The 12,925-nt window shown below is 74.2% G+C and carries 15 protein-coding genes; 4 read left to right on the top strand and 11 right to left on the bottom strand.

The features are described 5' to 3' along the window. Positions 1-36: 36 nt before the first annotated feature. Genes EDD33_RS16770 through EDD33_RS16760 form a run of 3 tightly spaced genes read right to left on the bottom strand, consistent with a single transcriptional unit; the run spans position 37 to position 3,013 of the window. Positions 37-1,137: a carboxylate-amine ligase gene (locus tag EDD33_RS16770; RefSeq protein ID WP_123392136.1), complete on the bottom strand. Its 1,101-nt coding sequence runs from the start codon at positions 1,135-1,137 to the stop codon at positions 37-39. A 35-nt stretch (positions 1,138-1,172) separates the two neighbouring features. Beyond that, positions 1,173-1,850: a response regulator transcription factor gene (locus EDD33_RS16765; RefSeq protein WP_123392135.1), complete on the bottom strand. Its 678-nt coding sequence runs from the start codon at positions 1,848-1,850 to the stop codon at positions 1,173-1,175. After that, complete coding sequence (locus tag EDD33_RS16760; RefSeq protein WP_123392134.1) at positions 1,847-3,013, bottom strand: sensor histidine kinase; 1,167 nt, start codon at positions 3,011-3,013, stop codon at positions 1,847-1,849. The genes EDD33_RS16765 and EDD33_RS16760 overlap by 4 nt, the downstream gene beginning before the upstream one ends. 123 nt (positions 3,014-3,136) lie before the next feature. On the opposite strand from EDD33_RS16760, the gene phoU reads away from it, so the two are divergent. Next, the gene (gene phoU, locus EDD33_RS16755) at positions 3,137-3,787 is read left to right on the top strand and encodes a phosphate signaling complex protein PhoU (protein WP_056541071.1); all 651 of its coding nucleotides are present in this window, start codon (positions 3,137-3,139) and stop codon (positions 3,785-3,787) included. 207 nt (positions 3,788-3,994) lie between these two features. Here phoU and EDD33_RS16750 read toward each other — a convergent pair whose 3' ends face one another. The 4 genes from EDD33_RS16750 to EDD33_RS16735 form a co-directional block, all read right to left on the bottom strand. Beyond that, the gene (locus EDD33_RS16750) at positions 3,995-4,738 is read right to left on the bottom strand and encodes a phosphoglyceromutase (RefSeq protein ID WP_123392133.1); all 744 of its coding nucleotides are present in this window, start codon (positions 4,736-4,738) and stop codon (positions 3,995-3,997) included. A gap of 138 nt (positions 4,739-4,876) precedes the next feature. Further along, positions 4,877-5,554, bottom strand: a complete 678-nt coding sequence (locus EDD33_RS16745; RefSeq protein ID WP_211332577.1) for a hypothetical protein — start codon at positions 5,552-5,554, stop codon at positions 4,877-4,879. 231 nt (positions 5,555-5,785) lie between these two features. Beyond that, positions 5,786-6,355, bottom strand: coding sequence for a hypothetical protein (locus EDD33_RS16740; RefSeq protein ID WP_148077120.1), 570 nt, complete (start codon positions 6,353-6,355; stop codon positions 5,786-5,788). Between the two features lie 47 nt (positions 6,356-6,402). Next, on the bottom strand, positions 6,403-7,152 hold the full coding sequence (locus tag EDD33_RS16735) for a UbiA family prenyltransferase (protein WP_123392131.1): 750 nt from the start codon (positions 7,150-7,152) through the stop codon (positions 6,403-6,405). 221 nt (positions 7,153-7,373) lie between these two features. Here EDD33_RS16735 and EDD33_RS16730 point away from each other — a divergent pair, with 221 nt between their 5' ends. Together EDD33_RS16730 and EDD33_RS16725 are read left to right on the top strand one after the other, a co-directional pair. Continuing rightward, complete coding sequence (locus tag EDD33_RS16730; RefSeq protein ID WP_056541086.1) at positions 7,374-7,859, top strand: CarD family transcriptional regulator; 486 nt, start codon at positions 7,374-7,376, stop codon at positions 7,857-7,859. Positions 7,860-7,938: 79 nt separating this feature from the next. After that, complete coding sequence (locus EDD33_RS16725) at positions 7,939-8,529, top strand: glycosyltransferase family protein (RefSeq protein WP_123393596.1); 591 nt, start codon at positions 7,939-7,941, stop codon at positions 8,527-8,529. Positions 8,530-8,535: 6 nt separating this feature from the next. Here EDD33_RS16725 and EDD33_RS16720 read toward each other — a convergent pair whose 3' ends face one another. From EDD33_RS16720 to ispF, 4 genes are read right to left on the bottom strand one after another with little or no spacing between them, the layout of a single operon-like run. Next, entirely contained in the window at positions 8,536-9,243 is a 708-nt protein-coding gene (locus EDD33_RS16720) for an IspD/TarI family cytidylyltransferase (protein ID WP_211332576.1), read from the bottom strand. Next, the gene (locus EDD33_RS16715) at positions 9,240-10,172 is read right to left on the bottom strand and encodes an alpha/beta fold hydrolase (protein WP_123392130.1); all 933 of its coding nucleotides are present in this window, start codon (positions 10,170-10,172) and stop codon (positions 9,240-9,242) included. Before EDD33_RS16715 ends, EDD33_RS16720 begins: the two co-directional genes overlap by 4 nt. 36 nt (positions 10,173-10,208) lie before the next feature. Next, positions 10,209-10,760 (bottom strand): YqgE/AlgH family protein, encoded by a 552-nt coding sequence (locus EDD33_RS16710; RefSeq protein ID WP_123392129.1) that lies wholly within the window; start codon positions 10,758-10,760, stop codon positions 10,209-10,211. 31 nt (positions 10,761-10,791) lie between these two features. Beyond that, entirely contained in the window at positions 10,792-11,280 is a 489-nt protein-coding gene (ispF, locus tag EDD33_RS20590; protein ID WP_281274193.1) for a 2-C-methyl-D-erythritol 2,4-cyclodiphosphate synthase, read from the bottom strand. Positions 11,281-11,344: 64 nt separating this feature from the next. Here ispF and EDD33_RS16700 point away from each other — a divergent pair, with 64 nt between their 5' ends. Then, positions 11,345-12,907 (top strand): molybdopterin-dependent oxidoreductase, encoded by a 1,563-nt coding sequence (locus tag EDD33_RS16700; protein WP_123392128.1) that lies wholly within the window; start codon positions 11,345-11,347, stop codon positions 12,905-12,907. Positions 12,908-12,925 lie beyond the last annotated feature (18 nt).

Below are 12,925 nucleotides of genomic sequence, written 5' to 3'. Positions count from 1 at the left end.
CAGGTCGGCCGTCGTCCGGCGAGATCGTGCCAGGGACTATCCGGCCTGCCAGGACGCCTCGGTCCGCTCCCGCACGTCGGCCACGACCGCCTCGAGCGAGCCGGTGCGCTCGAGGACCGAGCGCTGGCGGGTGGCGCCGCCGCCGCGGGCGAGCAGCGCCTCGAGGCCGTCCTCGACGCGCGCGGCGTCGCCGGCCTCCTCCAGGGCGGGCCGCACGTGGGCGACCAGGGAGGCGAGCACGGCGCGGGCCGGCGCCAGGGCCTGCGTGGCCGGGTCGACGAGCCGCTCGGCCAGGCCGTGCCGGGCTGCGCGCCAGGAGGCGGCGCGCAGCAGGTCGCCGCGCCAGGAGGCGGGGGCGTCGGCCGCGGCGGCCGTGGTCACGAGTGCCCGGGCGAGCGCGGTGACGACGACGGCGTCCTCGACCTCGGTGCAGACGTCGGCCACGCGCACCTCGACGGTGGGCAGGTCGGCGGCCAGGCGGGCGTCGAAGTAGGCCATCGCCGGGTCCAGCGCGGCGCCCCACTCGACCATCTGCTCCACCACCCGGTGGTAGGTCGCGACGTCGCCGAACGGCTCGCCGCTGCCGTGGGAGGGCCAGCGACCCCAGATCTGCGAGCGCCAGCTGGCGTGTCCGGTGTCGCGGCCCTCGAGGTAGGGCGAGTTGGCGCTCGCCGCCAGCAGCACGGGCAGCCACGGGGCGATCCCGTCGAGCACCCGGACGCCCTCCTCGGGGCTCTCGATGTCGACGTGGACGTGCATCGCGCAGGCGAGCGCCGAGTGCGCGAGCTCGGCGTACTCCTGACGGATCCGGAGGTAGCGCGGCTGCGGGGTGATCGTGACCTGGCCGTCGACGAGGACGGGCGTGCCGACGGCGACGGCGGCGGCCCCGGCCTCGGCGGCCGCCTCGCCGACCGCCCGGCGGCTGCGGCGCAGCGCGGCGTCGAGCTCGTCGAGGTCGGTGGTCGGGGGCGTCTGGGTCTCGATCTGCTGGAGGAACAGCTCGGCCTCGACCGGGGCCTCGGCCTCCGGGAGCGCCTCGTGGGCGCGCACCGCCTGCCGCGAGACCGCCGTCAGCCGCCCCGTCGCGGGGTCGACCAGCAGCAGCTCTTCCTCGACCCCGACCTGGCGCACCGTCACGGCGCCAGTGTGCCGTGCGGGCCGACCGCGCCGGGCTAGAGGTCGAGCTTGTAGCCGAGCCCGCGGACCGTGGTGAGCAGCGTCGGCTCGGCCGGGTTGTCCTCGAGCTTGGCGCGCAGCCGCTTCACGTGGACGTCGAGCGTCTTGGTGTCGCCGACGTAGTCCGAGCCCCAGACGCGGTCGATCAGCTGGCCGCGGGTCAGCACGCGGCCCGGGTTGCGCAGGAACATCTCGAGCAGCTCGAACTCCTTGAGCGGCAGCCGCACCTCGTGCCCGCCGACGGTGACGATGTGGCGCTCGACGTCCATCCTCACCGAGCCCACCTCCAGCGTCGTGGGGGCGAGGTCGGGCTCGCTGCCGCGGCGGAGCACCGCGCGGATGCGGGCGACCAGCTCGCGGGGGGAGTAGGGCTTGGTGACGTAGTCGTCGGCGCCGAGCTCGAGCCCGACCACCTTGTCGACCTCGTCGTCCTTGGCGCTGACCATGATCACCGGCACGTTGGAGGTCTGCCGGATCTGGCGGCACACCTCGGTGCCGGGCAGGCCCGGGAGCATCAGGTCGAGGAGCACGATGTCGGCCCCCGCACGGTCGAACTCGGTCAGGGCGTCGGGCCCGGTCGCGGCGATGGCGACCTCGAAGCCCTCCTTGCGGAGCATGTAGGCGAGGGCGTCGCTGTAGCTCTCCTCGTCCTCGACGACCAGCACGCGGGTCATGCGTTCTCCTTGAGAGGTTCGGTGACGTCCTGGGGGGACGTGGGGGGTACGCCGGGCTTGCGCGGCAGCGTGAGCGTGAAGGTCGAGCCCTGGCCCTCCACCGACCAGACCCGCACCTCGCCACCGTGGGAGGCGGCGACGTGCTTGACGATCGACAGGCCGAGGCCGGTGCCACCGGTGGAGCGGTGGCGGGCGGGGTCGACGCGGTAGAAGCGCTCGAAGATGCGGTCGATCTCGCTCGAGGGGATGCCGATGCCCTGGTCGGTGACCGCGAGGTCGACGGTGGTGTCGTGGGCGGTCGCGGAGACCACGACGGTGGAGCCCTCGGGGGAGTACGCCACGGCGTTGGCCACCAGGTTGCCCAGCGCGACCGCCACCTGCTCGCGGTTGCCGAGCAGCGCCAGGCCACGCTGGCCCTGCTGGGCGACCGCGATCGAGCGGGCCTGGGCGTCGGTGGAGGACTCGTCGATGGCCCGCGCCACGATGCCGTCGACGTCGACCGCGACGGGCTCGACCAACGGGTCGTCGCCCTGCAGCCGCGACAGCTCGATGATCTGCTGCACCAGCCGGGCCAGCCGGTCGCTCTCGGTGTGCATCCGGCCGGCGAAGCGCTGCACCGCCTCCGGGTCGTCGGCGGCGTCGATCACGGCGTCGCTGAGCAGCTTGATCGCGCCGACCGGGGTCTTGAGCTCGTGGCTGACGTTGGCCACGAAGTCGCGGCGGATCGACTCCACCCGTCGCTCCCGGGTGCGGTCCTCGACCAGGGCCAGGACCAGCTGGGAGCTCAGCGGCGCGACGCGGGCGGTCACGTGGCGCGGGGGCAGTCCCGAGCGGTGCATGAGCAGCTCGGTCTCGCGGATCTGGCCGTCCCGGCGCACCTGGCGGACCAGGTCGGCCAGCTCGCGCTCGGTGATCTCGTGACCGCGCACGATGCCCATCGCGACCGCGGGCGCGGAGGCCTTCAGGACGCTGTCGCTGCCGTCGACGACGAGCGCGCTGCTGCGCAGCACCGACAGCACGGCGGCCACGCCCGGGGGGAGCGGCGGCTCGGGCGGCTCGGGCGCGCGGCGCTGGCGCTCGGAGATGCGGAACGCGAGCACCGTGCCCCCACCCAGCACTGCTCCGAGCAGCGCGAAGAGGAGGGCCTGGACCGTCGGGCTCACGTCAGCGATCGTACGCAGGTCTTCACCTGCGGTTGGTCCGGCCGATCACCCTTTCGGACCCTGTTCACCGCCAGTTCACGCAACGACGCCCACTCTTCACCGGCACTGCCTAGGTTGGAGGGCATGCGCGACGCCTACTCCGACCAGCTCGACTCCATCCGCGACGACCTCATCGCCATGGCCCGCCTGGTCCGCGAGGCCGTCACCTCGGGGACCACCGCCCTGCTCGAGGGTGACGCCCAGCGCGCCGAGCAGGTGATCAGCAACGACGCCGACATCGACGCGCTCCGCGAGAAGCTCGAGGAGCGGTCCTTCGAGCTGCTCTCGCTGCAGAACCCCGTGGCCGGCGACCTGCGGATGCTGGTGGCCTCGCTGCGGATGGTCAGCGAGTTCGAGCGGATGGGCGACCTGGCGGTGCACGTCGCCAAGATCGCCCGGCTGCGCGTCCCCGAGATCGCCGTCCCGCCGGCCGTCGTACCGATGATCGAGCGCATGGCCGCCGTCGCCGAGGTGATGATCGCCAAGGTCGAGCACATCATCGCCGAGTCCGACGTCGCCGCCGCCGAGGAGCTGGAGGCGGTCGACCAGGAGATGGACAAGCTGCGCCGCAACTCCTTCCGCGAGCTGCTCGGCTCGGACTGGACCTACGGCGTCGAGCCGGCCGTCGACATCGCCCTGCTCGGCCGCTACTACGAGCGCATCGCCGACCACGCCGTCTCGATCGCCCGCCGGGTCGTCTTCCTCGTCACCGGCGAGCACCCGCAGTACGCCTGAGGCCCGGCGCCCGGGGTCCCCGGCGGCTCTCGGTCGTCGGGTGGCCGGAGCGTCATACGTCGTCGTCGCCCTGACGACCACCCCGTATGACGTCCCGGGGTGCGTCGTGCGTCCGGGTCGCCGGGACGACCACCTCGTACGACGCAGCACCCGGCCGGCACGCAGCACCCGGCGCGCGCCCAGCCCTCGACCGACCCCCGGGACGCCTCAGCGACCCTGGTTGGCGACGGCCTCGGCGGCGGCGCGGGCGGCCTCGGGGTCGAGGTAGCGGCCGCCCTTCTCGAGCGGCTGGTGCTGGTCGTCGAGCTCGTAGACCAGGGGCTGGCCGGTGGGGATGTTGAGGCCGGCGATGTCCTCGTCGCTGATGCCGTCGAGGTGCTTGACGACCGCGCGGAGGCTGTTGCCGTGGGCGGCGAGCAGGACGGTGCGGCCGGCGTCGAGGTCGGGCAGCACGTCGGACTCCCAGTAGGGGAGCATCCGCGCGACGACGTCCTTCAGGCACTCGGTGCGCGGCAGGTCGGCGCCGAGGTCGGCGTAGCGCGGGTCGCCCGCCTGCGACCACAGGTCGTCGTCCTCGATGGGCGGCGGCGGGGTGTCGAAGCTGCGGCGCCAGGTCATGAACTGCTCCTCGCCGTACTCCTCCAGCGTCTGCTTCTTGTCCTTGCCCTGCAGCGCGCCGTAGTGGCGCTCGTTGAGCCGCCACGAGCGGCGCACCGGGATCCAGTGGCGCTCGGCGGCGTCGAGGGCGAGGTGCGCGGTGGTGATCGCGCGGCGCAGCAGCGAGGTGTGCACGACGTCGGGCAGCAGGCCGGCCTCGACGAGCTGCTCGCCGCCGGCGACGGCCTCGGCGCGGCCCTTCTCGGTCAGCGCCACGTCCACCCAGCCGGTGAACAGGTTCTTGGCGTTCCAGTCGCTCTCGCCGTGGCGGAGCAGGATCAGCGTCTGGCTCATGGGCCCGAGCCTAGTGGCCGCGGCCGTGGTGCAGCAGACGGACGTACGCCGCCCCGCCGGCCGGGGGGACCGGCGGGACGGCGTACGTCTCGCGGAGCTGTGGTGCACCCGGGGACCGCTGGGGTCCCCGGGCGGGGATCACGGGTTCAGGACGCCCAGGATCCGGTTGAGCAGCGTCGAGAGCTGGTCGAGCAGCCCGGCCAGCGGACCACCGTCGAGCAGACCGGCGACGGCGCACAGCAGGTTGCCGAGCAGGTTGCCGGCGCCCGACTGCGCGACGATGTCGAGCACGACGCGCTGCAGGTTGACCTGCAGGCCCAGGATGTCGAGGTTCAGCGGGCCCAGGTCCAGGTTGAGGATGTCGCACGAGCCGGGGGCGGCAGCCGTGGGCGCGGCGGCCGCGAGCGGAGCCGACTGGCCCCGGGTGGCGGGCGCCTGGAGGGCCGCGCCGTTGACGGACTGGACGGGCGTGGTGATCTCCTGGCTGAAGGGCGTGGGCTTGCCCTTGCCGGTGAAGCGACCCTCGAGGGTGCCGGTGACGTTGAGGACCCCGTCGACGACGGTGAACTCGGTGGGCGTGAACGAGCCGCGGACCTTGCGACCGTTCTCCGCGACGCCCTTGATCGGCGCCTTCGTCGAGCCCACCTTCTTCTCGGTGGCGACCTTCGAGACCGCCGACGAGGACGTGGCGGGCTGAGCGGTCGCGGCCGAGGCGGCACCGGTGCCGGTGAGGCTCACGCTGAGCGCCATGGTGGCGGCCAGGAGGCCGGTCGTCGCGGTCTTGGTGAACGGGCTGATGGAGCGGTGGAGCGTCATGTCAGTGGTTCCTTCCCTCCCCGGAGTCCCTCCCCGGGCTGCCCTGACCGTCCCCGACGTCCGACAGGTGGAAACCCCTACAGAACGGTACGAAAAAGACCGCGAATTCGCGTCATGGAGCCGGGCGTACGACGTCCGCGCGCGCCCCTCGACACGGTCTCCGACCGCCGGAAGCGGCTCGAAAAAAGTTCGACGGGGACCGTCGTCCCGAGGGTCGGGACACGTCACGGACTACGGGGAGGGGCTCTCCGAGGCACTGGCGGACTCGCCGGCCGACGGGCTGGCGGACTCGCTGGGCGAGGCGGAGGACGACTCGCTGGGGGAGGCGGAGGGCTCGGCCGGCGTGACGTCGGCGAACTCCTCCTCGGGGGCCACGACCGGCACGTTGATCTCGGTCTGCTGGCCGCTGGCGAACTCCAGCGTGAGGCGGGTGTAGGCGCCGGCCCGGATGCCCTCGCCCTCGACCGCCACGGCTCCGGCGTCGGCGAGGTTGAGGATGTCGTCGGACCGGAGCTCGACCTTCTCGCTCAGCTGCACCTGCACGTCCTCACCGGTGATGCCGGTGAGCTCGTCGTCCTGGTCCAGCGAGGTGTTGACCAGCGACGCCACGAAGGTGCCGGAGCCCTCGTCCTCGGAGACCACGACGGCCCCCAGGACGTCGACGGACTCGCCGCGGGCGTTGGAGCCGACCGCGGGCTGGTAGACCTTGTTGGTCTGCGCGCCGAAGCCGCAGGCGCCCAGGCCCGGCAGCAGCAGCACCAGTGATGCGGCGGCTAGACGTCGTCGGACGTTCTTCGGCATGGGGGACGGGTCCTCTCGCGATCCGGCAGGCGCGGTGAGCCTATCGCTCAGCGCGCGATGCCGGCGGTCAGGGCCGTCCAGACCATCGCGGCCACCACCCCGACGGTCAGCGCGACCGTCACGGCGAACAGCTTCGGCGCCCCGGTGCGCAGCGCGATCCGCAGCGGCAGGTGTCGCACCGTGCCCCGGTTGTCGGTCACCAGGTCGGGCAGGGCGACCAGGAAGTGCACCAGCACGCCGAGCACGGCGGCGAGCACGGCGAACTGGGTGACGGGCGCGCTGCCCTCGGCCTCGCGGCCCCACCCGCCGTAGCTGACGAAGGCGGTCAGCAGGGCGAACGACGCCGCCCACCCGACGAAGGACAGCGGCGTGCGGTGCAGCCAGCGGTCGTGGACCACGCCGACCACGAAGGTGGCGAGCAGCACCAGTCCGGCGACGATGCCGTTCTGCAGCGACAGCGGGACCGCGAGGAGCAGCAGCACGGCCAGGGCGTACGTCGCGTTGCCGCGCGGCACCGCCCCGGAGGCCAGCGGCTTGCCCGCCGCCTGGGTCTGGGAGTCCTCGGTGACGTCGACGAGGTCGTCGACCAGGCCCAGCGCGAGCTGGACGACCAGCACGGCGGCCGCGCTGACCAGCCACTCCCGCGGCGGTCGACCCATCAGCGCGACCAGCAGCCCCACGACGACGGCGATGGCGAGCGCCTGGCGGGGATGGGTGGTGCGGAGCAGCGCACGGAGCTGGCCGCGACGCGAGGTGGAGGGGCTGGCGGCGTCGGGAGTCGCGACCGAGGTGCTCATGCTGGGCAGTATCGACCACGCGGCCCGTGCGCGTCAGGGATCGCCGCAACCGGGCGCCCGTGAGGGCCCCCGGAGGGCCACGCTGCTCCACCCCCGCGCGCGGAAGACATATGAATTGCGGATCTGTCAAGCCCTGAAAGCGGCCCTGACCTGCGCAAACGCAGGAAAGGGGACCCCGGCAACCGTGTTAGACTGGTCACCTCGAAAGGGGAACACAACATATGACTTTCACTGTCGGCGAAACGGTCGTCTACCCCAACCACGGGGCGGCCGTCATCGAGAACATCGAGATGCGCACCATCAAGGGCGAGGAGAAGCAGTACCTCGTGCTGCGCATCGTGGCCCAGCAGGACCTCGTCGTCCGCGTCCCCGCGTGCAACCTCGACCTGGTCGGGGTGCGAGACGTGGTCGACAAGGCCGGTCTCGACCGCGTGTTCGAGGTGCTCCGGGCCGTCGTGCCCGACGAGCCGACCAACTGGTCGCGCCGCTACAAGGCCAACCTGGAGAAGCTCCACTCCGGCGACGTCATGAAGGTCGCCGAGGTCGTCCGCGACCTGTGGCGCCGCGAGCGTGACCGCGGCCTGTCGGCCGGCGAGAAGCGGATGCTCGCCAAGGCCCGCCAGATCCTGGTCTCCGAGCTGGCGCTCGCCGAGCACACCAACGAGGACAAGGCCGAGACGATCCTCGACGAGGTGCTGGCCTCCTAGGCCCAGCCCCACCCGTCACCACGACGAGCCCCCAGGACCCCCGGGTCCCGGGGGCTCGTCGCGTCCTAGGCTCGTGGGCATGACCGACTGGCCGTACGACGACGAGGTGGACCCGCCGCTGGGCCTGGTCCCCGTCGAGGGCCGCGGCTCGCTGCCGTTCGCCCTCGTGCACGGCGAGTCCCTGCTGGCCGCCGCGTCCTGGGCCCTCACCACCGCCGGGGCGACGCTCTACGACCTGGCCGTGCCGTTCGCGCAGGTCCGCGAGCAGGGCCTCGACCTGGTCGTCCACGACCCGCTGTGCCCGCTCACCCCGGTCGAGTTCCTCCTCGAGGCGATCGCGCTGTCCCGCTCGACCGGCGCGGTCGTGGTCGGCGTACGTCCGGTCACCGACACCGTCAAGCAGTACGACGCGCCGCCCGACGGCCCGCTGCGGCTCGGCGCCACCGTCGACCGCGACGGGCTCGTCGCCCTCGCCTCGCCCGTGGTGCTCCCGGCGGCCGTGCTGGCCGCGCTGGACGACCTCGGCACCGACGACCTGGCCGGCCTCGTCGCCGGGCTCTCCCGACGCTTCCCGGTGCGCCACCTCGAGGCGCCGGCCCTGGCCCGCCGCGTCACCGACGAGGCCGACCTCGAGGTGCTCGCCGCGCTCAGCGCCACCCGCGGCGCGTAGTCCGGCTCAGCCGCCGCGCCCGGCGGCGACCAGCTCGGCGGCCAGCGCGAGGTCCTCGGGCCAGGTGACCTTGAGGTTGGCGGTGTCGCTCGGCACGCCGACGACGGCGAGGTCGGTGTAGCGCTCGAGGCAGGCGGCCGTGTCGGTGCCGACGAAGCCCTCGGCCTGCGCCTGCCGGTGGGCGGCGAGCAGGTCGGGGGCCCGGAACGCCTGCGGCGTCTGCACGGCCACCACGTCGGGGGCCGGGCGTCCGTCGCGACCGAGCAGCGCCGGCACCCGGGTCACGGGCAGGGCGCCGCCGTGCTCGACCGCGGCGTCGACGACGGCGTGCCACAGCGCGGGGGTGGCGAGCGGCCGGGCGGCGTCGTGGATGGCGACGACGTCGAGCTCGCCGGCCTCGATGTCGGGGGCCAGCACCTGCAGCGCCCGCCACTCCGAGTCGTGGCGCGCGGCGCCGCCGTCGACGACCCAGAGGTCGTGCGGGCCGAGGTGGGGCGCGACCGCGTCGCGGACGGCCTCGGTGTCCTCGGGGCGGACGACGAGCACCACCCGGTGGACGCCCTCCACGGCCAGCACGGTGCGCACCGACCACACCAGGACCGGCAGGCCGACGAGGTCGAGCAGCACCTTGTTGCGGTCGGCGCCCACGCGCGTGCCCGACCCGGCGGCGAGCAGCACGACGGCCGTGCGGGCGGCGGTGCGGGGGGCGGTCACGAGGCGACGCCGCGGCTCGGGGCAGCGGCGGCGGCTGCGGCGTCGTCGGGCAGCGCGCGACCGGCGTACGGACGGAGCAGGCCGACCAGGGTCGCGGAGACCAGCGCGTCGCGCTCCAGCGGCAGCATGTGGCCCGCACCGGGGGCGACGGTGAGCGTGGCGCCGGGGATGCCCTCGGCCAGCACCCGGGCGTGGGCGGGCGGCGTGAGGACGTCGCGGCTGCCGACCAGGACGTGGGTGGGGATGCCGGCGAACCGCTGCAGCGCGGTGGCGCGGTCGTGGCGCAGGCAGTCCTCGTAGTAGCCGACCACGGTCGCGCCGGGGCAGCTGATCAGTCCCTCGACCGCGAGCGCGACGTCGCCGAGGCGGACCGGGGTGCCGAACAGCAGGGTCCGCATCACCAGCCGCTCGGTGATCGGCGCCCGGCGGCGGGCACGGCGCGACAGCGTCATCGAGCGCAGCGCGAGCATGCGAGGGATCTGCGAGCGGACCAGCGGACCGACGTCGGGCAGCCCGAGGGTGACGGTGTCGAGGTCGCCCGAGGAGGTGGCCACCAGCGCCACCCCGACGACGCGCTCGAACAGGTCGGGCCGCTGCTCGGCCAGCTCGAGCATCGCCATCCCGCCGATGGAGTGACCGGCCAGGACGAGCGGGCCGGTGGGGGCGAGGTGGTCCACGAGGTCGCCCCAGTCGCGGGCCAGCAGCTCGATCCGGGCGCCCGCGCGGGTCACGTCGGAGGAGCCGCCGTGGCCGCGGTGGTCCCAGGTGACGATCCGGATGCCGTGGCCGTGCTCGGCGAGCAGGTCACGCACCTGGTACTGCCAGTCCTGCTGGTCCAGCGTCCAGCAGTGGGCGAGGAAGACGGTGACGGGGGCGTCGTCGGGGCCGTACGTCGTGACGTCGAGCCACAGGCTGTCGCGGGTGCGCATGATCGTCTCGGGTGTCCTCTCCGGTCCTCGGGGCCCCTAGTTGAGGCTGGCGTCCTCGGGCATCGTGGCCAGCATGGCGACCGCACCGGGCTGACGGCGCAGGACCTGCCGCCACAGCGTGTCGGGGCTGGTGCTGAACAGGTCGTGCTCCTCGGCGGGGGCCAGGTGCCAGCTGCCCTCCTCGATCTCGCGGTCGAGCTGCCCGGCGCCCCAGCCGGCGTACCCGGCGTACACCCGCACCGCCGAGACGAGGCCGACGTAGTCCTCCGCGGGCCGGTCGAGGTCGACCACCCCGATCGTGGGGGTGAGCGGCTGCCAGGCGTCGGGTCGGCGCGGGCCCGAGAGCCGCGCGAGCGCCAGCGCCGCGTTGCCCTCCACGGGGCCGCCGGAGAACAGCACCTGCGGGGCGGTGGTGACGTCGGACCACGCGCTCAGCACCTCGCCCACGGGGGTGGCCGAGGGGCGGTTGAGGATCACGCCCAGCGAGCCGTCGTCGTCGGAGTCGACGACCAGGACCAGCGACCGGGCGAAGCTGGGGTCCTGCAGGGTCGCCGAGGAGATCAGGAGGGATCCGCGGGCGGGCTGCATGGTCCATCGTTGCACCTGCGGCCGACCGGGGTCAGGGGGAGCGGACCAGCAGGGCGGTGGCGAACGCGGCGAGGCCCTCGCCGCGGCCGGTGAGGCCGAGGCCGTCGGTGGTGGTGGCGGTCAGGGAGACGTCGAGGCCGTGGCGCTCGCGCAGGCCCTGCTCGGCCTCGGCCCGGCGGGTGGAGAAGCGGGGCCGGTTGCCCACGAACTGGCAGGCGACGTTGACGACCTCCCAGCCGGCCCCGCGGACGCGGCGCAGCGCCTCGGCGAGCAGGTCGTCGCCGGGGGCGCCGGACCAGCGGGGCTCGGAGGTGCCGAAGTTGCTGCCGAGGTCGCCCAGCCCGGAGGCCGAGAACAGCGCGTCGCAGATCGCGTGCAGCACGACGTCGCCGTCGGAGTGGCCCTCCGGCCCGACCTCCTCCTCGGGCCAGTGCAGCCCGGCGAGGTGCATGGGACGACCGGCGACGAGCCGGTGGACGTCGGTGCCGAGACCGGTGCGCAGGCCTGAGGAGTGGGTCACGCGCTCATTGTGCCGACGTCGGCGGCCGGGCGACGCCTGCCCGCCGAGGTGCGACCATGGCGGGGTGAGCACGACGACGGACAGGACGGGCACGACCCCCGCGGTCGACGCACCGCAGGCGCCGGTCTCCCGGGCCTGGCTGGCCGCGGCCGGCGCCATCGCGGGCGCCTGCGCCGTCGGGCTCTCCGAGGCCACCGCCTGGGCCCTGCGGGCCGACACCTCGCCGGTCGCCGCCGTGGCCGCGGTGGTGCGCGACGCCACCCCGGGTGCGCTCGCCGAGGCCCTGATCGGGCTGGTCGGCGCGCTCGACAAGCCGCTGCTGCTCGGCGGCACGGTGGTGCTGCTCCTGGGCGTGTGCGCCTACGCCGCCAGCTGGGTGCGTCGCGCCCCGCTCGTGCCCGACCTCGTCTTCCTCGCCCTCGCGGCGATCGGCCTGGCCGCCGTGATGAGCCAGCCCACCCCGGGCACCGCCGCCGCCCTGGCCCTCGTGGTCGGCGTGATGACGTGGGTGGTCACGCTGCGCCTGCTCACCGGTCCGGTCCTCGACGACCGCCCCGGCAGCGACCACGAGGGGCGACGACGCTTCCTCACGCGCGCCGGGCTGGTGCTCGGCGTCACCGCCGTGCTGACGGTGGCCGGCCGCGTCGCGGGCGGGGCCCGGCGCAGCGTCGAGCAGTCGCGCCGGCTGCTGCGGCTGCCGGTCACCCCCGGCGAGGTGCCGCCGTCCGCCGACCTGCGGGTCGACGGCGTCGCGCCGTGGCGTACGCCGGACGAGGAGTTCTACCTCATCCACACCGCCCTCGCCTCGCCGGCGATCCGGCCCGAGGACTGGGCGCTGCGGATCCACGGGATGGTCGACCGCGAGGTGCGGCTGACCTACCAGGACCTCGTCGACCGGCGGCTGACGGAGGCGTGGGTGACGCTGTGCTGCGTCTCCAACCCCGTCGGCGGCGACCTCGTCGGCAACGCCTTCTGGTCCGGCGTCCCGGTCCGGGAGGTCCTGGCCGCGGCGGGCGTGCGCGACGGCGCCGACGCGGTGCTGCAGACCTCGCAGGACGGCTGGACCTGCAGCACGCCGCTGGAGGCGCTGACCGACGACCGCAACGCCCTGCTGGCGGTGGCGATGAACGGCCGGCCGCTGCCGGTCGACCACGGCTTCCCGGTGCGGATGGTCGTGCCCGGGCTCTACGGCTACGTCTCGGCCACCAAGTGGCTGGTCGACCTCGAGGTCACCCGGTTCGACGACGTCACCGCCTTCTGGACCGAGCGCGGCTGGGGCGAGCGCGGCCCGGTCAAGACGATGTCCCGCGTCGACGTGCCCGAGGACGGCGCCGACGTCCCGGCGGGCGACGTGGTCCTCGGCGGCGTCGCCTGGGCCCAGCACACCGGCATCGAGCGGGTGCAGGTGCAGCTCGACGGCGGTCCCTGGCGCGAGGCCGACCTCGGCGGCTCGTCGAACGACGACACCTGGGTGCAGTGGCGGCTGCGGGTCGAGGTGGAGCCGGGCGAGCACCAGCTCGTCGTACGCGCCACGGACCGGTCGGGCTACACCCAGACCGCCGCCCGCGCCGACGTCGTGCCCGACGGCGCCACCGGCTGGGACGGCCACACCTTCACCGCGCGGTAGGACCTGCTGGGGGTCCGG

Origin of the sequence: Nocardioides aurantiacus (assembly GCF_003752505.1) — a bacterium.
Lineage (GTDB): Bacteria > Actinomycetota > Actinomycetes > Propionibacteriales > Nocardioidaceae > Marmoricola > Marmoricola aurantiacus.
This window is presented reverse-complemented; position numbering and strand designations above follow the sequence as displayed.

Coding starts and splice junctions, on each gene's coding strand:
- EDD33_RS16735 (WP_123392131.1), bottom strand. CDS start 7,152: ATGAGCACCTCGGTCGCGACTCCCGACGCCGCCAGCCCCTCCACCTCG.
- EDD33_RS16765 (WP_123392135.1), bottom strand. CDS start 1,850: ATGACCCGCGTGCTGGTCGTCGAGGACGAGGAGAGCTACAGCGACGCC.
- EDD33_RS16715 (WP_123392130.1), bottom strand. CDS start 10,172: ATGCGCACCCGCGACAGCCTGTGGCTCGACGTCACGACGTACGGCCCC.
- EDD33_RS16745 (WP_211332577.1), bottom strand. CDS start 5,554: ATGACGCTCCACCGCTCCATCAGCCCGTTCACCAAGACCGCGACGACC.
- EDD33_RS16750 (WP_123392133.1), bottom strand. CDS start 4,738: ATGAGCCAGACGCTGATCCTGCTCCGCCACGGCGAGAGCGACTGGAAC.
- EDD33_RS16740 (WP_148077120.1), bottom strand. CDS start 6,355: ATGCCGAAGAACGTCCGACGACGTCTAGCCGCCGCATCACTGGTGCTG.
- EDD33_RS16725 (WP_123393596.1), top strand. CDS start 7,939: ATGACCGACTGGCCGTACGACGACGAGGTGGACCCGCCGCTGGGCCTG.
- EDD33_RS16730 (WP_056541086.1), top strand. CDS start 7,374: ATGACTTTCACTGTCGGCGAAACGGTCGTCTACCCCAACCACGGGGCG.
- EDD33_RS16710 (WP_123392129.1), bottom strand. CDS start 10,760: ATGCAGCCCGCCCGCGGATCCCTCCTGATCTCCTCGGCGACCCTGCAG.
- phoU (WP_056541071.1), top strand. CDS start 3,137: ATGCGCGACGCCTACTCCGACCAGCTCGACTCCATCCGCGACGACCTC.